This window comes from Buchnera aphidicola (Aphis nerii), from assembly GCF_005083105.1.
Classification (GTDB): domain Bacteria; phylum Pseudomonadota; class Gammaproteobacteria; order Enterobacterales; family Enterobacteriaceae; genus Buchnera; species Buchnera aphidicola_AS.
In genome coordinates, this window is record NZ_CP034885.1 from 405,358 (window position 1) to 425,511 (window position 20,154).

Below are 20,154 nucleotides of genomic sequence, written 5' to 3' on the forward strand. Positions count from 1 at the left end.
GCCTTTTAAGTTACAGTGGCCAGTCTACATAGCTCATTATGAAAATATATATATTATTTATTCTCATTGAAAAGTGTGAACCGGCTCCAATTAAATAATCTAATAAATATAATACTAAATAAATGATATTTATTGCTTAATGATTGATAAAATACAACATTAGACAATAATTAAAAATTTAAAAAATAAAGTATTTAATTATTAGAGAAGAAAAATTAAGTAAAATGAATAATAACATTATTACTTATATATTATATTTAATATATAATATTTTTTTAAAAATATAAATTTATGTTGTTTTACAAATAAAATTTTTTTTTATTAAAAATAATTAATTCTAAATAATTATATCAGATATAAATATTATTTATAGATTTATTAGATATAATAGAATCTTTTACTTCTTTAATACTTAATCTTAATCGACCTTGTCGATCTATTTCTAATACTTTCACAGGAATAATTTGATCTAATTTTAAATGATCTGAAACCTTTTCTACTCTTTTATCGGCAATTTGAGAAATATGCACTAATCCTTCTTTACCAAATCCTATTGTAATGAAAGCACCAAAATCAACAATTCGAGTTACTTTCCCTGAATAAATGCGTCCTACTTCTATTTCAGCCGTGATTTCTTCAATTCTACGAATTGCATTTTTTGCTTTTTCTCCAATTGTAGCAGATATTTTTACTGTCCCATCATCTTCAATTTCAATTATAGTTCCTGTTTCCTCAGTTAACATTCGAATAACAGATCCTCCTTTTCCTATTACGTCTTTAATTTTTTCAGGATTAATTTTAATTGTATGAATTCTAGGTGCAAATTCAGAAATTTCATTTCTAGGTTTACTTAGTGCTTTTTGCATCACATTTAAAATATGTAATCTAGCAGCTTTAGCTTTGTTTAAAGCAATATGCATAATTTCATTAGTAATTCCTTCTATTTTTATATCCATTTGTAAAGCTGTAATACCTTCTTTAGTTCCAGAAACTTTAAAATCCATATCTCCTAAATGATCTTCATCGCCTAAAATATCTGAAAGTAATACATAATGATCACCTTCTTTTACTAAACCCATGGATATTCCCGCTACTGCAGATTTAATTGGCACTCCTGCATCCATTAAAGCCAAAGATGCACCACATACAGAAGCCATAGATGAAGAACCATTTGATTCAGTTATTTCAGAAACAATCCTAATAGTATATGGAAACTGATCAATTTTAGGCATTACTGCTAAAAGACTTCTTTTAGCAAGACGACCATGTCCAATTTCTCTTCTTTTAGGTGAACCAACTATACCAATTTCTCCAACAGAATAGGGTGGAAAATTGTAATGAAATAAAAAGTTATCTGTTTTATCACCTAACAATTCATCTAAATTTTGTGCATCTCTAGATGTTCCTAACGTTACAGAAACTAAAGATTGTGTTTCACCGCGAGTAAATAAAGCAGAACCATGGGTACGGGGTAAAACACCTGTTCTAATATCTAATGCACGAATCATATCTTTTTCTCTACCATCAATACGGTACTCATTATTTAATATACGTTGACGTACAATATTTTTTTCAATTTTTTGAAAAATTTCATCAATTTCACTTATATCAATACTTGGATTTTCACCTAAAATTAATTTTATTACATAGTCTTTAAGAAAGTTTAATTTTTCATATCTTTCTTGTTTGTTAAAAATCAAATAAGCATTGCTTATATCTTTTTCAATTAACTTAATAAGTCTAGATTCTAAATTAGTATTTATTTCAGGATAAGATATGGTCCAAGGTAATTTACTAGCTTCATTTGATAATGAACGAATATTATTAATGACTACTTGTTGTTGTTGATGTCCAAAGATAATTGCCCCAAGAACTTTTTCTTCACTTAATATTTTAGATTCCGCTTCTACCATAAGTACAGCATTTTGAGTACCTGATATAACTAAATCTAAAAAACTAGATTTCATATCTTCAGTTGTAGGATTTAAAACATATTGATTGTTAATTAGACCTACTCGAGCAGCTCCTACTGGGCCATAAAATGGAATACCAGATAAACTTAAAGCTGCTGAAGCGCCAATGATGGAAATAACATCAGGATTTATTTGTGGATTAACTGATACTACTGTGGCAATTATTTGCACTTCATTAAAAAATCCCTTAGGAAATAAAGGGCGAATTGGTCTATCAATTAACCGAGCAGTTAATATTTCACTTTCATTTGGGCGACCTTCTCTTCTAAAAAAACCTCCAGGTATTCGACCTACAGCATAGGTTCTTTCTTGATAATTTACTGTTAGAGGAAAAAATTTTTGGCCAGGATGAATTGTTTTATCTGCAACAACAGTAACAAAAACAGCAGTGTCATCCATACTAGCCATTACTGCTGCTGTTGCTTGTCTTGCCATGATACCTGTTTCTAATGTAATTGTATGTTGGCCATATTGAAATTTTCGTACAATAGGATTCAGCAAAATAATACCCTTAATATAAAATGAGTTTTTTGTTAATTATTAATTAATTTTTAAAATAAAAATTATATATAAATTATTAGTTAAATATTTATTTAATAATAAATTAATTTTACTCCTTTATTAATAAAATATTTTAATAAGATTGTAAAAAAAGGGCCAATCAAGCCCTTTATAAAAAATACATCCAAAAAAAAATCAAAATATTATCATAATTTTATGATATAAAAAATTATTTACCGTCTTAAATTTAGATTTTCAATTAATATGTTATAACGAGATATATCTTTTTTCTTAAGATAATTTAACAACTTACGACGTTTAGAAACCATATTTAACAAGCCTCTACGACTTGAATGATCTTTTTTATGCTGAGAAAAATGTAATTGCAGATGATTAATTTGATGTGTTAATAATGCAACTTGAACTTCAGTAATTCCGCTATCTTTATTATTTTTCCCATATTTTATAATTTTTTCTTTTGTGGTTGTTATACTAAGAGACATTTAATACCTCATATATTTTTAATTATATTAAACTAATATTTTAGTAAAATTATTTAAAAATAATATCACGCTACTCTTAAATTTAATAGAAAATAACTTAATTAGTACACATAGAAATTAATCGATATGGAATTAATGTTTCTTCAGTATTAATTTTTCCTAATCCAAGAAATAATTTTTTTTCTTTTTTTAAAACACGTACTAAACTATTTTTAATGTAAGATTTAAAATGAATTATTTGTCCTAATTTAAAACTCAAAGATTGATTTTCAGAAAGATACACTTTTGGTAAAAAATAAACAGGCGTGTCAACTGGCATTAATAAATTATTTAATTGTTTAATATTTTTTTTATTTAATAGTTCTTTTAAATAAGGTATTGTAACCAATTTAGAATAAGAAAATAATCCTACTTGTATTCGACGCAGTGAAATAACATGTGCACCACAACCTAATTTTTCTCCTAAATCATCAATTAATGATCTAATATACGTTCCTTTTGAACAATGTACATTTAATTCAATGAAATTATTTATATGTGCAATAAGAATTAATTTATATATTTTAATATGTCTTACATCCCGTTGAATATTCACACCCTTTCTTGCATATTTATATAGTGGAACACCTTTATACTTTATAGCTGAATACATTGAAGGGATTTGATTAATCAAACCAGTTAATTCTTTTAAAGATTGATTTAACTGAATACGTGTAAATGAAACTGTTCTTTTTTTTATAACCACACCATCAGAGTCAAATGTAGATGTTTTTTCACCTAATTTAGCAATAACATTGTATTTTTTATCTGAATTATTTAAATAACAAGAAAACTTTGTACTTTCTCCAAAGCAAATTGGCAACATTCCTGTAGCTAGAGGATCTAAAGTTCCAATATATCCAGCTTTTTTTGCATTGAAAATACTTTTTACTTTTTGTAAAGTATTATTAGAAGAAATTCCCATAGGTTTATCTATTAATAAAAATCCATTAATATTACGTGTTTTATAAAAAGGCATTTAACTATCCTTTATTCTATGACATTACCTTGCTTTAATTTATTCAATAATAAAGAAATTTTATTACCTTGTGAAAAAGAATTATCATAATAAAAAACAATATTTGGTATAATTCTTAATTTTACTTTTTTACATAATATTTTTCGAATATAACCAGATGCTTTATTTAATAAAATTAATAGTGTTTTTTTACTTAAATCATTATTTGATTTTAAAAAACTAATAAATACTTGAGCATGAGATAAATCTTTAGATAAAATAACTTCAGATATTGTTATAATTATTTTAAAACGTGGATCTTTAAGAAAACATTGAATAATAATTGCAATGTTTTTTTGTAATTCTTGAGCTATTTGAGAGCATCGACTAAATGATTTTTCCATATTTTATTACCAATGTTTTATATATTTTATAAACATAAATTTATTTATAAACGTTAATTTATAATATTCTTTTTACCTCCTTCATTTCAAAAACCTCTAAATTATCTCCGATTTTAATATTATTATAATTTTTTATTCCAATACCACATTCCATTCCATTTCTTACTTCATTTACATCTTCTTTAAAACGACGTAAAGATTCTAATTCACCTTCATATATTACTATATTATCTCTTAGTACACGAATTGGATTGCTTTTTTTAATAATTCCAGTAATTACCATACATCCTGCAATTAATCCAAACTTAGGTGATTTAAATGTATTCCTTACTTCTGCTAATCCAATAATATTTTGTTGATATTCAGGGGATAAAAGTCCTGCCATAGCATATTTTACTTCATCAATCAAATCATAAATAACAGAATAATAGCGAAGATCTAAACGTTCTGAATCAATTATTTTTTTAGCAGCTATATCTGCTCGAACATTAAAACCTAAAATAATGGCATTAGATGCTAATGCTAATGAAGCATCTGTCTCTGTAATACCACCTATACCTAAACTTATTATATTAATTTTTACTTCATTAGTTGATAACTTTAATAAAGCCCCAGAAATAGCTTCTAAAGAACCTTGAACATCTGATTTTATGATTACTTTTAATTCTGAAAAATTTGATTTTTTAATATTATCAAACATATTTTCTAGACTAGATCTATTTTGATTTGATAATTTTAATTCACGTGACTTATTTTTTCGATAACATGCAACTTCTTTGGCTTTTTTTTCATCACGAACTACAGTTACTTTATCACCAGCAGAAGGAACTTTAGATAAACCTAAAACTTCAACAGGTATAGATGGTCCTGCATTTTTTAGTAATTTTCCAGTTTCATTACGCAATGATTTAATACGACCGTATTCTAATCCACACAATATTACATCTCCTTTTCTTAAATTTCCTTTTTGAACTAATACAGTTGCTATTGGCCCTCTTCCTTTATCAAGAAACGATTCTATTACAACACCTTCTGCCATTCCTGTAGATATTGCTTTCAATTCTAACATTTCTGATTGTAATAAAATTGCATTTAATAGTGTATCTATACCTTTTCCAGTTTTTGCCGATATATAAACAAATATATTTTCACCACCCCATTCTTCTGAAATAATATTATGTTTTGTTAAATCATTTTTAATTTTATCTATATCAGAATCTATTTTATCTATTTTATTAATAGCTACAATAATGGGAACATTAGCTTCTTTAGCATGTTGAATAGCTTCAATTGTTTGCGGTTTTACGCCATCATCAGCTGCAACTACTAATACAACAATATCAGTTATTTTAACACCACGAGAACGCATTCCAGTAAAAGCAGAATGACCTGGAGTATCTAAAAAAGTAATCGATCCTGAGTCTGTTTTAACATGATAAGCACCAATATTTTGAGTAATACCACCTGCTTCATTAGAAGCTATTTTAGTAGAACGAATATAATCCAATAATGATGTCTTTCCATGATCCACATGTCCCATAATTGTAACTACTGGAGACCTTATAAAAGAAGTACAATTACCTAAATCACGATCCTTCATTATTGATTCTTCTAATTCATTTTCCTTATATAAAGTTACTTTGTGACCCATTTCTTCTGCTACTAATTGAGCAGTTTCTTGGTCTAAAATATGATTAATTGTAGCTATTATACCAATATTCATCATTGTTTTAATAACTTCAGAACTTTTAACCGCCATCTTATTAGCTAAATCAGATACTGTGATAGAATTACTAATAATTATATCTCTATTAATAAAAGATTCTGGTTTTTTAAAAACTTGTTGTAATAAAACGGATTTTTTTATTTGTTTAACATTTTTTTTGTTTTTGGAAATTCGAATTTCTTCTTTTTTATTTTTTATATTAATATTCTGTCTATTATTTTTCTTTTGACGATAATTTTTTAGGTTTCGATTGTAATTTCGTTTATTTTTTTCAATTTCAATGTGATTTTCATCATTTTCTATACTTCGAGTATGAAAAAATGTATTTAAACGATAATCTTTTTTTTCTTCTTTAAATTTTTTGTTTTCTAAATTTTCTTTTATTGTTTTTTTTGTATTTGAAGGATATTTATTTAAAACTACATTTTTTTTTACAATTTTATTATTTTCGTTGTTTTTCAAAATATCAATATTTTTAAATTGATTTAATTTATTTATAGGATTTTTATCAGATTGATTTTTTTTTATAATATTAAGACTTTCTGTAAAATTTTTTTCTTTATTTTGAGATAATATTTTATTTTTTAATAAAGATGAATTTTCTGATAAAATATTTTTAGTATATGTTCTTTTTTTTCGAACTTCTACTTGAACAGATTTATTTTTACCTCCAGCTAAAGCAACATTTAAAGTACTACGAGTTTTTCTTTGTAAAATAAACGTATTTTCAGAAATATTTTCTTTCTTTCTTAAATGTTTTAATAAAACTTTTTTTTCTGAAGAATTAATCAAATCATTTTCATTTTTTGAAATACCAATTTCAGAAAAATTTTTTATTAATTTTTTTACTGATATTTTAATCTCATCAGATAAAATCTTTAAACTCATATTAATCATATTATTTTTCCTATTATTAAACTTTACTACCAAACCAACAAATATTCCGAGCAGTCATAATTAACAAACCAGCTTGTTCAGAATTTAAATTTTCAATATCAGTTAAATCATCTACTCCTTGATCAGCTAACTCTTCTAAAGTAAATATATTTTTTTCAGCCAATTTTAATGCTAATGTTTCATTCATTCCTTGCATATTTAATAATTTTTTTTCTATCTTTTTGTTATTTATATTTTTTTTTTGATCCATTTCAATAAGATATAATCCATTTTTTGCACATTCTTGAACTAATTTTACTTCTTCTTCTGTTAAATTTTTGATTAAAGATAATTCACATAGTGGTATATATGCTAATTCTTCAAGTGATGTAAAACCTTCTTTAACTAAAATTGTGATAATTTTTTCGTTAACATTTAAATATTTTTTAAAAATATTCAAAGCTGCAGATGCTTCTTCTTTATGTTTGATACGTAAATCTTCGGTTGTCATAACATTTATTTCCCAACCGCTAATTTGAGAAGCTAAACGAACATTTTGACCATTTCTACCAATAGCTTGTGCTAAATTATTTGTATCTACAGCAATATCCATTGTATGATTGTCTTCATCAACTATAATAGAAGTAACGTCCGCAGGAGCCATTGCGTTGATAACAAATTGAGCTGGATTATCATCCCATAAAATAATATCAATACGTTCTCCACACAACTCACTAGATACTGCCTGTACTCGTGCTCCTCGCATTCCTACACACGCACCTACTGGATCAATTCGTTTATCATTAGTTTTAACTGCAATTTTAGCACGCGAACCAGGATCACGTGCAGCGGCTTTAATTTCAATAATTTCTTCACCAATTTCAGGAACTTCTATACGAAATAGTTCTATTAACATTTCAGTTTTGGAACGACTTATAAATAATTGAGAACCACGAGCTTCTGGATAAACTCCATATAAAATACCACGAATGCGATCTCCAGGACGAAAATTTTCCCGAGGTAACATGCCTTCTTTCAAAATAATAGCTTCTGCATTGTTTCCTAAATCCAATGTAAGATTGTCTCTATTAATTTTTTTAACAATACCTGTAATAATTTGTCCAATATGTTTTCGAAATTGATCAACTAACATAGCTCGTTCTGCTTCACGTACTTTTTGTACAATAACTTGCTTTGCAGTTTGTGTTGTGATTCTATCGAAATTTACAGAATCAATTTTGTCTTCTATATAATCGTTAATTGCAACTTTATCACCTTCAAAACATGCTGCTTCTAAAGTAATTTCTTTTGTTGGATGATTGACAACATCTACTACCATCCACCGCCTAAAAGTACTAAAATCACCAGTTTTTCGATTAATACTAACTCTAACATCAATTTCTTGTTCATGTTTCTTTTTTGTAGCTGTTGCTAATGCAACTTCTAAAGCTTCAAAAATCTTTTCACGTGGTAATGATTTTTCATTAGAAACAGCTTCTACAACAGCTAAGATTTCTTTATTCATCTTAGTAAACCTCTGAATAAATATTTTTAAATATTCTAATAAAAAACCCCGAGAATTCGGGGTTTTAGGTAATGCCACCCTGTAATTTTATATACTTTTAAATACAAGATTTTATTAATATCTTATATAAAAAATATATTTTTATTGTAAAAAATACAATAATACCGAGGATGGGATTTGAACCCATAAGCCTTCAGGCACTATCCCCTCAAGATAGCGTGTTTACCAGTTTCACCACCTCGGTGTATAATTTTTATTATATTATTAATATTAAATTTTTTAATAAGCAAAAATTTTAAATTAATGAGGTATTTCAGTATTTAACGTTTCATTTTTTTTAGAATTTAATATTTTTTCGTTTAATATATTATCATTATGATTCTCAAAAAAGTTTATATTCATTTTTTTATCATTAATATTACATAAAATAAGACTAACTATTAAAAATAAACATGCAAAACATCCAATGATATTTGTTGAAAGACTACTATTTCGAAAACTATTAAATAATTTAATATTATTTGATGTATTTGAATACATCATATCATTAACATTTTTACCTGGTTTTAATAAAATTAAAAAATTCAAAAAAATAGAAATAAAAATTAAAAAAATTAAAAAAAATAAATACATAAAAAATATTTTTCCTTTTTTTTGTATAAAAACAAAATAAAACTATTTTATTAAAAATTTTATTAAAATTTATATAAATATTTAAAAAATTAATATTTGAAAATTCATATTTTGTATAACTTAAATTAACTCATTGTATTTGAAATTTTATAGGCTATTTTTTTTATTTTATTATAATCTTTATCTTCTATCATAATTCTCAGATAAGGTTCAGTACCAGATTTTCGTATGAAAATTCGACCGTTTTTCCCTAAAATATTTTTTGATTCTTCAAGAATAGATTGAAATTTTACATTTTTTTTAAAATCTTGATTTTTTTTTAATGAAATATTTAATAATATTTGAGGAAATAATGTTACTTGATTAGATAAACAGTATAAAGATGCATTATTTTGAATCATACTTGATAATATTTGCAAACTAGCTATAATCCCATCACCAGTAGAATGTTTATCTAATAAAATAACATGTCCTGATTGTTCAGCACCAAGTATCCAATTTTTTTGTTTAATTTTTTTATATATAGCACGATCTCCTATTTTTGTTGCAAAAAATGGTATACCAATCTTTTTTAAACTAAGAATAAGCCCCATGTTGCTCATTATAGTTCCGACAACTCCACCATTTAATTGATTATTTTCTAAATACTGTTTTGCAATTATATAAATAATTTGATCTCCATTTACTTCATTTCCTAAATGATCTACCATAATAACACGATCTCCATCACCATCAAATGCTAATCCAATATCAGCTTTATTTAAAATAACTAATTTTTTTAATTCAATAGTATTAGTAGATCCTGAATTTTTATTAATATTAATTCCATTTGGATAAATATAAGAAGTTATTACATTAGCTCCTAAATCTTGAAAAATTTTAGGTGCAACGTGATAAGTTGATCCATTTGCACAATCTAATACAATGGTAAAATTAGATAAATTTATATTTTTAGAAAAAGTATTTTTACAAAAACTAATATATTTTTTTTTAGCATTACAAATGCTTTCAGAAAATCCAAAATTTTTTACGTAAGAGGAATCATAAGAAGGATCATTTAATGATTTTTCAATCAAAATTTCTATATCTCTAGTTATTTTAGACCCATCTTTTAAAAATATTTTTATTCCATTATCATGAAAAGGATTATGAGAAGCTGAAACAACAATTCCAGCTGAAGCATTTAAAGATTTCGTTAAATATGCAACTGCAGATGTGGGTATACAACCGGCTAATAAAGTAGAAACTCCTTTGGATAAGATTCCAAATTCCAAAGAATACTGTAGCATACATCCTGAAATACGTGTATCTCTTCCTATAACAATTTTTTTTTATCTTTACCCAAAATTGTACCAATAATTTGACCTAATTTTAACATAAATTCTGGAGTAATGGGTGGTATTCCTACTTTTCCACGTATTCCATCTGTTTTAAAATATTTAAAATCTTTCATGAAAATTTATCTCCATATTCAAATGAATTTATTAAGTGTAAATATAATATTTAAAAAATTTATTTTAAAAAACAAGATGAAGTTATGATATATACTTCATCTTATTTCAGTATAATATTAAAATATAATATTAATTATATTAAATTTATAGATTATTTAATATACAATATAATTGTTATATTTTATATAGAACAATAACATTAATAATACATTTTAATTTTTATTAGTTTCAGCCCATCCCTGTGGAGTTCTAACTTCTTTTCTTTCCATTAAATCATTAATTTGAAAAGCATCAATTGTTTCATATTTTATTAAAGCATCTTTCATAGCATGTAAAATATCAATATTTTGATTTAAAATATTTCTAGCACGATTATAATTCACTTCTATAAGTGACTTTACTTCTTCATCAATAATTCTAGCAGTTTCATCAGACATATGCTTCGCTTTAGCTACTGTTCGACCTAAAAATACTTCACCTTCTTCTTCAGCATATAATAAAGGACCTAACTTATCTGAGAAACCCCATTGAGTCACCATATTTCGAGCTAAATTTGTAGCTACTTTAATATCATTAAAAGCACCAGTGGAAACTTTTTCAGAACCATAAATAATTTCTTCTGCTAAACGACCACCATATAAAGTAGATATTTGACTTTCTAATTTTTGCCTACTAATACTAAATGTATCTGACTCTGGTAAAAAAAAAGTAATACCTAATGCTTGACCTCTTGGAATAATCGTCACTTTATGAGCAGGATCATGATCTGGAACTAATCTTCCAACAATCACATGACCAGCTTCATGATACGCAGTAGATTCTTTTTGAAAGTCACTCATTACCATTGATTTTCGTTCTGAACCCATCATGATTTTGTCTTTTGCTTTCTCAAATTCGTTCATAGAAACTATACGATTATTTAATCTAGCTGCAAAAAGTGCTGCTTCATTTACTAAATTAGCCAAATCTGCACCTGAAAAACCTGGCGTTCCACGGGCGATAATTATTGGATCAACATCTTTAGATAATGGAACTTTACGCATATGAACTTTTAAAATTTGTTCTCTTCCTCGAATATCTGGAAGTGCTACAATTACTTGACGATCAAATCTACCCGGTCTTAGTAAAGCTGGATCTAATACATCAGGTCTATTAGTAGCAGCTATTAAAATAACACCTTCATTTCCATCAAATCCATCCATTTCTACTAACATTTGGTTTAGGGTTTGTTCTCTTTCATCATGACCACCACCTAATCCAGCACCTCTTTGACGACCTACTGCGTCAATTTCGTCGATAAATATAATACAAGGTGCAGACTTTCTAGAATGTTCAAACATATCTCTTACTCTAGATGCACCGACTCCAACAAACATTTCGACAAAATCAGAACCAGAAATTGTAAAAAATGGAACTTTTGCTTCTCCTGCAATAGCTTTTGCAAGTAATGTTTTTCCTGTTCCAGGAGGTCCTACCATTAATATACCCTTAGGTATTTTACCCCCTAATTTCTGAAATCTACTCGGTTCTTTCAAATATTCAACTAATTCACTTACTTCTTCTTTAGCTTCATCACATCCTGCAACATCATCAAAAGTAGTTTTAATTTCATCTTCTGACAACATACGAGCTTTACTTTTACCAAAAGACATAGCTCCTTTTCCGCCACCCATCTGCATCTGTCTCATAAAAAAAATCCAAACACCAATGAGTAATAACATTGGAAACCAAGAAATAAATATAGAAAATAAAATACTCGGCTCTTCTGGTACTTCTCCTATAACTTTGACATTTTTTGTTATAAGATTATCTAATAACTTGGGATCATTCATAGGTATATAGGTAGTATATTTATTGCTATCTTTTTTAGTAACACTAATCATCCGACCATTAATATATACATCACGTATCTGATCTTGATTAACTTCTGATAAAAAAGTAGAATAATCTACCCTATGATTATTTGAATCATTATTATTAAAGTTTTGAAAAACAGACATTAAAATCACTGTAATTACTAACCAAAATATCAGGTTTTTAACCATATCACTCAAGGGAGCAACCTCTCATTACATCTATTTTAAAAAACAACACAGACTTAAAAAATCTAGAAATATATAAAATAATATTCTTATCTGGTTGCTAGAATGAATATTTCTCGTGATCTTGATCGAGAAGTTTTTGGTTTACAAATTTTAATTGTTGAAAACGATCTTTTAATTTCTGTAAAAAATTCATTGAAACCTTCTCCTTGAAAAGATTTTACTAAAAAAATACCATGTTTTGATAATAAATACTTAGATATTTTAAAAGCTATTTTACAAATTTCTATAATTCTTGGCATATCAATTGACCAACAACCTGTAATATTAGGCGCCATGTCAGACATAACTACATCAAAAATACTATTAGATAAATGATCTAATATAAAACTCAATCTATTTGGATTTAACAAGTCTACTTGTAAAAATTTAACTCTTGATATTTTTTCCATAGGTAATATGTCACATGCTATAACAGATCCTGTATTTCCAATTTTATTAATAGCGTATTGCGACCAACCTCCTGGAGCAGCACCTAAATCAATAATATTCATACCCGATTTAAATATTTTATTAATTTTATCAATTTCTTCTAATTTAAACCAAGATCTGGATCTAATATTATTTATTTTTGCTGCTTTAACATATTTATCTTTGAAATGTTCTGATAACCAACGTTTAGAACTATTTGATTTATTTTTAATAATCATAATTATATTAATTATTTTATAAGTAACAGATTTACTATTAATATAATTATTTTTTTTAAATAAATCTTGTTCATTTAAATATAATCTATTTTTAAAATTTTATATTCAATATTACCAGAAGGTGTAAATATGGTAGTGATAGTATTAACAGTTTTTCCAATCAAACCTCTTGACATCGGGGAATTAATTGAAATTAAATTTTTTTTAAAATCAGATTCATCATCACCGACAATTTGATAGGTAAATATTTCATTATTTTTTATATTTAATATAGTTACTGTTGAACCAAATACAACTCTTCCATCATTAGGTATTTTAGTAATGTCTATAATTTGGCAATTAGATAATTTTAATTCTATTTCTTTTATCCGTCCCTCACAAAAACTTTGTTCTTCACGAGCTGAATGATATTCAGCATTTTCTTTTAAGTCACCATGTTCTCTAGCTTTTGCTATTTCAAGAATAATACGAGGACGTTTTACATTTTTTAATTGTTCGAGTTCTTTACGAAGTTTTTCAGCACCTCTTACAGTCATTGGAATCAAATTCACCATATAACACACCTCATTTTTTTCTAAAGAATATAATTAATTGTTAATTTAAAAAATATTAAATTTTTTATATAATTTTTTTAAAATATATTTTTAAGAAAAAAAATTCAATTTTAATTAAATATTTAAAAAAATTAAATAATTAGCATTTTAAATAAAATAATTACAAGAAAAAATATAGTAATATTAATTTATCATTGATAATATCCAATGTATAAAAAAAATTAAAATTTTTAATAATTATACTTATAATATAATTTATTTTATGCTTAATAAATTTATAATTTTTTTGAAAATATTAATTTTTTATTTCAATATTAACTAAAATAATCATATCTATTTTAATGTAAAAAATAAAATTTATCAAAAATTTCAATTTTATAAATTTAAAATTTTCATAAATATTTTCTAAATATCAAAAACATATTTTAAACACATTTAAAATATTCATTTTTCACAAAAACAATATAAAGTATACTTAAAATGAACAATGAAAAAATAACATCAATATTAAATAAAAAACTTAATTTAGATAAAATATATGTTACAGGAGATTATAATCATATAAAAATAATCGCTATAGGAGATGTATTTAAAAATATTAATCACGTAAAAAGACAACAAATAATTTATGCCCCTTTGATCAATACAATTACAGAAAAAAAAATTCATGCGATATCTATAACAACATATACAAAAGAAGAATGGAAAAAAACAAAAAAATAATCATAAAAAATATTTAAGATAATTATAGAGATTCAGTACTAAATGAATAAATTATACATAGAAGGTAACAAAAAGTTAAATGGTAATGTATTAATTTCTGGATCTAAAAATGCAGCTTTACCTATTTTATTTATGACAATATTAACAAAAGAAAAAATTAAAATAAGTAATATCCCTCAATTAACAGATATTAATATAGCAATTAAATTACTTAAATCTTTAGGAACTAAAATAGTAAATAAAAATAAAATTTTATATATTGATCCAAGTACACTTAATACGTTTTCACCTCCATACTATTTAGTTAAAAAAATTAGAGCATCAATCTGGATGTTAGGTCCTTTATTAACACGATTTGGAAAAGCCAAAATATTTTTTCCAGGAGGTTGTAAAATAGGTTTAAGACCTATTAATTTACATTTAAATGGTCTTGCAAAACTAGGTGCTAAAATTATTAAAAAAGATAATTATATTATTGCATCTATTGATCAGCCTTTAATAGGAAAATATATCTATATGGAAAAAATTAGTGTAGGAGCTACAATTACTATTATGAGCGCTGCTACTTTATCAATAGGAATGACAATAATTGAAAATGCTGCAAAAGAGCCAGAAATCATTGATGTTGCAAAATTTTTAAATACTTTAGGTGCTGAAATAACTGGTGCAGGAAGTAATAAAATATATATAAAAGGAGTATTAAAATTACATGGTGGATATCATAAAATTATACCAGACCGAATTGAAACAGGTACATTTTTAATAGCTGCTGCGATTTCTAGAGGATTAGTTACATGCCATAATACTGAACCAAAATATTTAACGAATATATTAAAAAAACTATCTGAAGCTGGAGCTAACATAAAAACTGGAAAAAATTGGATACAATTAGATATGAAAGAAAAAAAACCAATGGCTGTAAATATTTCAACATCTCCATATCCAGGATTTCCAACTGATATGCAACCCCAATTTGCTTTACTAAATAGTATTTCTAAAGGAAAAAGTGTTATCATTGAAAATATCTTTGAAAATCGTTTTGCTTATACTTCTGAGTTAATTAAAATGGGAGCTAAAATAGAAATTAAAAAAAAATATATTATTTGTAACGGTGTTTCAAAATTATCTGCTGAAAATCTGATTGCTACTGACTTAAGAAGTTCTGCTACATTAATATTAGCAGGTTGCATTGCAAAAGGAATCACAGTAGTTAATAATATTCATCATTGTAAAAGAGGATATGAATCATTCCCAATAAAGTTAAATAAATTAGGTGCAAACATTCAACACATGCAATAATTAGTTTTTTAATTATATAACATATCTTTAAGTTGGAAAATATTAAGGAACTAGTAGTATTTTATAATTGAAGAATAAAAAAATAACTGGAGTTTTATATGTATGCAGTTTTTTTAAGTGGTGGAAAACAATATCGTGTTCAAAAAAACCAAACAATTCAACTAGAAAAAATAAATAAACCAACTGGTTCAATAATCGAATTTAATAATATTTTAATGATTTCAAACCAAAGCCAAACAAAAATAGGAAAACCTTTTTTAAATGGAAGTAAAATTAAAGCTTATATTGAAAATCACGGTAGATCTAAAAAAATTAAGATAATAAAATTTAACCGTCGCAAACATTATAAAAAACAGCAAGGTCATCGTCAATATTTTACTAAAGTAAAAATCGTAGATATTTATAATCATATAGAGAACTAAAATGGCACATAAAAAAGCTGGTGGTTCCACAAGGAACGGAAGAGATTCTAATGCTCAAAGATTAGGTGTAAAACGTTTTGGGGGAGAAATAGTATCAGCAGGTAGTATTATTGTAAGACAAAGAGGAACTAAATTTCATCCCGGTAAAAATGTTGGTTGCGGAAAAGATCATACTATTTTTGCAACTATTAAAGGGAAAATAGAATTTAAAAAAAAAGGAATTAAAAAAAGAACATATATTAATGTTCTTAATTAATAAAAAATAAAAGATTATTTTTTTAAAAGCCCCTTTTTTAGGGGTATTAATTTATAATAAATAAAATATTTTTTAAAAATTATAATTATTTTAAAAAATAAGGAAATCATATGAAATTTATTGATCAAACTATTATTCAAGTAATTGCTGGTAATGGTGGAAATGGATGCATTAATTTTAGAAGAGAAAAATATATTCCTAAAGGTGGTCCAGATGGTGGAGATGGAGGAGATGGCGGAAATGTTTGGATACAATCTGATAATAATTTAAATACTCTTATAGATTTTCGATTTAAAAAAATATTTCAAGCAGAACATGGAAGTAATGGACAAGGAAAAAATTGCTCTGGTAAAAAAGGGAATGATATCACAATTTATGTTCCTATTGGAACTAAAATAATTAATTATCAAACGCGTGAAATAATAAGCGATTTAATAGAAGATAAACAAAAAATACTTATTGCAAAAGGAGGATGGCATGGATTAGGTAATACTAGATTTAAATCATCTACAAATAGAACACCAATAAAAAGAACATTAGGATCATTAGGAGAGAAAAGAGACATACAGTTAGAATTAATATTGATAGCAGATGTGGGAACACTAGGTATGCCAAATGCTGGAAAATCAACTCTAGTAAAAAATATATCTGGTGCAAAAACAAAAGTTTCAGATTATCCATTTACCACTCTTAATCCAATTTTAGGAAGTGTTAAACTAGGAGGAAAAAATTTTATTATTGCAGATATACCAGGTATAATTCAAGGTGCATCTAGAGGAATAGGATTAGGTATACATTTTTTAAAACATTTAGAAAGATGCAAAATATTGTTACATATTGTTGATTTGTGTCCTACAGATGATTCTAATCCAATAGAAAATATTAAAATTGTACTAAATGAGTTAAAAAAATATAGTTTAAAATTATATAATAAACCAAAACTTTTAATCTTAAATAAAATAGATCTATTATCACATGTACAAATAGATAAACTGATAAAAAACATTAAAAATAATTTTAATATACAAGAACCTTATTATTTTATTTCTTCTCTAAAAAAAATAGGAACAAAAAAATTATGTTCCGATATTTTATCTTACTTAAATAAATAATTTTATTTTTTTAAAAAAAGTATAAAAATTATGAAAAAATTAATAAAAGAACTCGGCTTATTATAAAAAACCAAGTTCTTTTAAATTTGATTAATTAAATTTAACGTTTAGAAAATTGTATACGTTTTCTGGATTTGCGAAAACCTACTTTTTTTCGTTCTACTTGTCTAGAATCACGTGTAACAAATCCAGATTTTCTTAATTCAGATCGTAACAATTGATTGTAATTAATTAAAGCACGAGTAATTCCTTGTCGAATCGCACCGGCTTGACCAGAAATGCCTCCTCCTTTAACTGTGATATAAATATCAAAATTATTTGTCATATCTGTCAAGATTAACGGTTGACGAACAATCATACAAGAAGTTTCTCGTCCAAAGTAATCATTTAATAAACGTTTATTTACGATTATTTCACCTGTTCCAGGTCTAAGAAATACTCTAGCAGAAGAACTTTTACGACGACCTGTTCCGTAATTTTGAATTTTCATCATGTATTTTTTAATATACCCTTATTAAATGTTTAAAAATTGAGGACATTGTGCTGTATGATTATGATTTTTATCTGAAAAAACTTTTAATTTTTTAAACATAGAACGACCTAAAGGTCCTTTAGGCAACATTCCTTTAACTGCTGTTTCAATAATTTTTTCAGGATTTTTTGACATAATTTCTTCAAAATTAAATTTTTTTATTCCACCAATATAACCTGTATGATGATAATAAATTTTATTATATTTCTTTTTTCCTGTAACTAATATTTTAGAAGCATTTAAAACTATAATATAATCACCCACATCAAGATGCGGGGTATATTCAATCTTATGCTTGCCTCTAAGACGCATAGCTAAAGCACTAGCAAATCTTCCTAATACCTTGTTAGTAGCATCTACATAAAACCAACCTCGATTTATATTTTTTTCCTTAACTGAAAAAGTTCTCATTGAATAACTCACTTATAAGATTAATATACATATAAAAAAGAATACTATGATTAGAATTAATAAGATATAGTAATTATATTAATACCTATTACATATATTAATACATTTTAAAGATTTAAAATTAATCTATCTAAATAAAATTTTTTATAATTATTTTGTTTAAATATAATGAATAATGTTTTAAACAACAAAGGAACTTTTATAATTTAAAAATAGTATTATATAATTTGTTATTATTTTTTACATTTAAAAAACTAAATATTAAGTAAATAAAAATATTTTATTATAACATGAAACATATTAGATATTTGATAGGTAAAATAAACCATGATGTTCAAAAATGATTTATTAAGTTTTCGTAATGAAATTAATAATATTGATAAAAAAATAGTTACATTACTGGCAAAAAGAAAAAAATTAGTCTTAAATATAGCTCAATCTAAAATACAAAACAATCAACCTATACGAGATATAAATCGTGAAAAAAATTTATTGGATAAATTAACTATTTTAGGAAAAAAGAAAAATTTAAATCCAAATTATATAACACGTTTATTCGAACTAATAATTGAAGAGTCTGTACTTATTCAAAGTGAGCTATTAGAAAAACATCAAAACCATAAAAGCACAAATAAAAATATTTTTGCTTTTCTAGGACCAAAAGGATCTTATTCATATTTTGCTGCATTTGAATATGCAAAAATAAATTTTAAAATACTTATTGAAAAAGAATGTTTGAATTTTGAAGAAGTGATTCAATCAGTTTTAAACGACGAATCAAATTTTGCTATTTTACCCATAGAAAACACTTGCTCAGGTCCTATCAACGAACTATTTGATATATTAAAAAATATAAATTTGTTTATTGTTGGAGAAGTTAGTATTCATATAGACCATTGTTTGCTAGCAATAAAAAATGCCGATCTTAGTATTATCAAAAAAATATATAGTCATCCTCAACCATTTAAACAATGTAGCAATTTTATTGATCAATTTCCAAATTGGACAATTAAACATACTAATAGTACAAGTGATGCAATTAAAAAAGTTATTAAATATAATCAAATCACTAATGCTGCTTTAGGAAGTGAAATAGGAAATCAAATTTATGGATTAAAAGTTTTATCTAAAAATATATCAAATCAAAAAAATAATATAACTAGATTTATTTGTTTATCAAAAACACCTGCTAAAATTTCTTATAATACAGCAGTCAAAACAACAGTAGTATTTTTTCTAGAAAAAGAATCAAAAGAGCTTTCTAAAATAATTTTTAATCTAAAAGAAAATAGAAAAATTATAACAATATTAACTTTTTATAATATTAATTATAATAAAAAAGAAAAAATATTTTATCTTGATATTAAAGAAAGTTTATCATCTAATATAACACAAAATATTATTAATAAAATTCAAAAAATTACTAAATTCATTAAAATATTAGGTTGTTATCCTATTTGAAATATTTATGAAACTAAAATATTATTCATTTAAATATTTT

17 protein-coding genes, 1 tRNA gene and 3 pseudogenes are annotated in these 20,154 nt (G+C 25.1%); 6 read left to right on the plus strand and 15 right to left on the minus strand.

What is annotated here, in order from left to right; translation table 11 throughout:
- Positions 1-350 precede the first annotated feature (350 nt).
- The 13 genes and pseudogenes from pnp to greA all read right to left on the minus strand — a co-directional run bounded on the left by pnp (position 351) and on the right by greA (position 13,898).
- Positions 351-2,474, minus strand: coding sequence for a polyribonucleotide nucleotidyltransferase (gene pnp, locus D9V64_RS01895; protein ID WP_158366773.1), 2,124 nt, complete (start codon positions 2,472-2,474; stop codon positions 351-353).
- Positions 2,475-2,707: 233 nt separating this feature from the next.
- Entirely contained in the window at positions 2,708-2,977 is a 270-nt protein-coding gene (gene rpsO, locus D9V64_RS01900) for a 30S ribosomal protein S15 (protein WP_158366776.1), read from the minus strand.
- Between the two features lie 97 nt (positions 2,978-3,074).
- Positions 3,075-3,995 (minus strand): tRNA pseudouridine(55) synthase TruB, encoded by a 921-nt coding sequence (gene truB / locus D9V64_RS01905; protein ID WP_158366778.1) that lies wholly within the window; start codon positions 3,993-3,995, stop codon positions 3,075-3,077.
- A gap of 11 nt (positions 3,996-4,006) precedes the next feature.
- The gene (gene rbfA / locus D9V64_RS01910) at positions 4,007-4,378 is read right to left on the minus strand and encodes a 30S ribosome-binding factor RbfA (RefSeq protein ID WP_158366779.1); all 372 of its coding nucleotides are present in this window, start codon (positions 4,376-4,378) and stop codon (positions 4,007-4,009) included.
- A 58-nt stretch (positions 4,379-4,436) separates the two neighbouring features.
- A pseudogene (gene infB / locus D9V64_RS01915) lies at positions 4,437-6,818 on the minus strand (translation initiation factor IF-2); the annotation flags it as partial.
- A 45-nt stretch (positions 6,819-6,863) separates the two neighbouring features.
- A pseudogene (locus D9V64_RS03275) lies at positions 6,864-7,001 on the minus strand (translation initiation factor IF-2 N-terminal domain-containing protein); the annotation flags it as partial.
- Between the two features lie 16 nt (positions 7,002-7,017).
- The gene (nusA, locus tag D9V64_RS01920) at positions 7,018-8,505 is read right to left on the minus strand and encodes a transcription termination factor NusA (RefSeq protein ID WP_158366783.1); all 1,488 of its coding nucleotides are present in this window, start codon (positions 8,503-8,505) and stop codon (positions 7,018-7,020) included.
- 162 nt (positions 8,506-8,667) lie between these two features.
- Positions 8,668-8,749 (minus strand) — tRNA-Leu (locus tag D9V64_RS01925).
- Positions 8,750-8,805: 56 nt separating this feature from the next.
- Positions 8,806-9,138: a preprotein translocase subunit SecG gene (gene secG, locus D9V64_RS01930; protein WP_158366785.1), complete on the minus strand. Its 333-nt coding sequence runs from the start codon at positions 9,136-9,138 to the stop codon at positions 8,806-8,808.
- Positions 9,139-9,263: 125 nt separating this feature from the next.
- Positions 9,264-10,591: pseudogene (gene glmM, locus D9V64_RS01935) on the minus strand (phosphoglucosamine mutase).
- A 213-nt stretch (positions 10,592-10,804) separates the two neighbouring features.
- Positions 10,805-12,637, minus strand: a complete 1,833-nt coding sequence (gene ftsH, locus D9V64_RS01940; RefSeq protein WP_158366788.1) for an ATP-dependent zinc metalloprotease FtsH — start codon at positions 12,635-12,637, stop codon at positions 10,805-10,807.
- Between the two features lie 86 nt (positions 12,638-12,723).
- The gene (locus D9V64_RS01945; RefSeq protein ID WP_158366790.1) at positions 12,724-13,344 is read right to left on the minus strand and encodes an RlmE family RNA methyltransferase; all 621 of its coding nucleotides are present in this window, start codon (positions 13,342-13,344) and stop codon (positions 12,724-12,726) included.
- Between the two features lie 74 nt (positions 13,345-13,418).
- The gene (gene greA, locus D9V64_RS01950; protein WP_158366792.1) at positions 13,419-13,898 is read right to left on the minus strand and encodes a transcription elongation factor GreA; all 480 of its coding nucleotides are present in this window, start codon (positions 13,896-13,898) and stop codon (positions 13,419-13,421) included.
- A 480-nt stretch (positions 13,899-14,378) separates the two neighbouring features.
- On the opposite strand from greA, the gene D9V64_RS01955 reads away from it, so the two are divergent.
- From D9V64_RS01955 to cgtA, 5 genes are all read left to right on the plus strand, one after another.
- On the plus strand, positions 14,379-14,621 hold the full coding sequence (locus D9V64_RS01955) for a BolA/IbaG family iron-sulfur metabolism protein (RefSeq protein WP_158366794.1): 243 nt from the start codon (positions 14,379-14,381) through the stop codon (positions 14,619-14,621).
- A 42-nt stretch (positions 14,622-14,663) separates the two neighbouring features.
- On the plus strand, positions 14,664-15,920 hold the full coding sequence (gene murA / locus D9V64_RS01960) for a UDP-N-acetylglucosamine 1-carboxyvinyltransferase (RefSeq protein WP_158366796.1): 1,257 nt from the start codon (positions 14,664-14,666) through the stop codon (positions 15,918-15,920).
- A gap of 98 nt (positions 15,921-16,018) precedes the next feature.
- Entirely contained in the window at positions 16,019-16,342 is a 324-nt protein-coding gene (gene rplU, locus D9V64_RS01965) for a 50S ribosomal protein L21 (protein ID WP_158366798.1), read from the plus strand.
- Between the two features lies 1 nt (position 16,343).
- Positions 16,344-16,598 (plus strand): 50S ribosomal protein L27, encoded by a 255-nt coding sequence (gene rpmA / locus D9V64_RS01970; protein ID WP_158366800.1) that lies wholly within the window; start codon positions 16,344-16,346, stop codon positions 16,596-16,598.
- A 110-nt stretch (positions 16,599-16,708) separates the two neighbouring features.
- Positions 16,709-17,710, plus strand: a complete 1,002-nt coding sequence (gene cgtA / locus D9V64_RS01975; RefSeq protein WP_158366802.1) for an Obg family GTPase CgtA — start codon at positions 16,709-16,711, stop codon at positions 17,708-17,710.
- A 100-nt stretch (positions 17,711-17,810) separates the two neighbouring features.
- Here the strand turns inward: cgtA and rpsI are convergent, their stop codons facing one another.
- Positions 17,811-18,203: a 30S ribosomal protein S9 gene (gene rpsI, locus D9V64_RS01980; protein WP_158366804.1), complete on the minus strand. Its 393-nt coding sequence runs from the start codon at positions 18,201-18,203 to the stop codon at positions 17,811-17,813.
- A gap of 21 nt (positions 18,204-18,224) precedes the next feature.
- Positions 18,225-18,653 carry a 50S ribosomal protein L13 gene (gene rplM, locus D9V64_RS01985; protein WP_158366806.1) on the minus strand — a complete coding sequence of 143 codons (429 nt, stop codon included), beginning with the start codon at positions 18,651-18,653 and terminating at the stop codon, positions 18,225-18,227.
- Positions 18,654-18,983: 330 nt separating this feature from the next.
- Here rplM and D9V64_RS01990 point away from each other — a divergent pair, with 330 nt between their 5' ends.
- A complete protein-coding gene (locus tag D9V64_RS01990; RefSeq protein ID WP_261979776.1) occupies positions 18,984-20,114 on the plus strand; it encodes a chorismate mutase in 1,131 nt (376 codons plus the stop codon).
- Positions 20,115-20,154: the final 40 nt, after the last annotated feature.

Coding starts and splice junctions, on each gene's coding strand:
- rpsO (WP_158366776.1), bottom strand. CDS start 2,977: ATGTCTCTTAGTATAACAACCACAAAAGAAAAAATTATAAAATATGGG.
- truB (WP_158366778.1), bottom strand. CDS start 3,995: ATGCCTTTTTATAAAACACGTAATATTAATGGATTTTTATTAATAGAT.
- rbfA (WP_158366779.1), bottom strand. CDS start 4,378: ATGGAAAAATCATTTAGTCGATGCTCTCAAATAGCTCAAGAATTACAA.
- nusA (WP_158366783.1), bottom strand. CDS start 8,505: ATGAATAAAGAAATCTTAGCTGTTGTAGAAGCTGTTTCTAATGAAAAA.
- secG (WP_158366785.1), bottom strand. CDS start 9,138: ATGTATTTATTTTTTTTAATTTTTTTAATTTTTATTTCTATTTTTTTG.
- ftsH (WP_158366788.1), bottom strand. CDS start 12,637: ATGGTTAAAAACCTGATATTTTGGTTAGTAATTACAGTGATTTTAATG.
- D9V64_RS01945 (WP_158366790.1), bottom strand. CDS start 13,344: ATGATTATTAAAAATAAATCAAATAGTTCTAAACGTTGGTTATCAGAA.
- greA (WP_158366792.1), bottom strand. CDS start 13,898: ATGGTGAATTTGATTCCAATGACTGTAAGAGGTGCTGAAAAACTTCGT.
- D9V64_RS01955 (WP_158366794.1), top strand. CDS start 14,379: ATGAACAATGAAAAAATAACATCAATATTAAATAAAAAACTTAATTTA.
- murA (WP_158366796.1), top strand. CDS start 14,664: ATGAATAAATTATACATAGAAGGTAACAAAAAGTTAAATGGTAATGTA.
- rplU (WP_158366798.1), top strand. CDS start 16,019: ATGTATGCAGTTTTTTTAAGTGGTGGAAAACAATATCGTGTTCAAAAA.
- rpmA (WP_158366800.1), top strand. CDS start 16,344: ATGGCACATAAAAAAGCTGGTGGTTCCACAAGGAACGGAAGAGATTCT.
- cgtA (WP_158366802.1), top strand. CDS start 16,709: ATGAAATTTATTGATCAAACTATTATTCAAGTAATTGCTGGTAATGGT.
- rpsI (WP_158366804.1), bottom strand. CDS start 18,203: ATGATGAAAATTCAAAATTACGGAACAGGTCGTCGTAAAAGTTCTTCT.
- rplM (WP_158366806.1), bottom strand. CDS start 18,653: ATGAGAACTTTTTCAGTTAAGGAAAAAAATATAAATCGAGGTTGGTTT.
- D9V64_RS01990 (WP_261979776.1), top strand. CDS start 18,984: ATGTTCAAAAATGATTTATTAAGTTTTCGTAATGAAATTAATAATATT.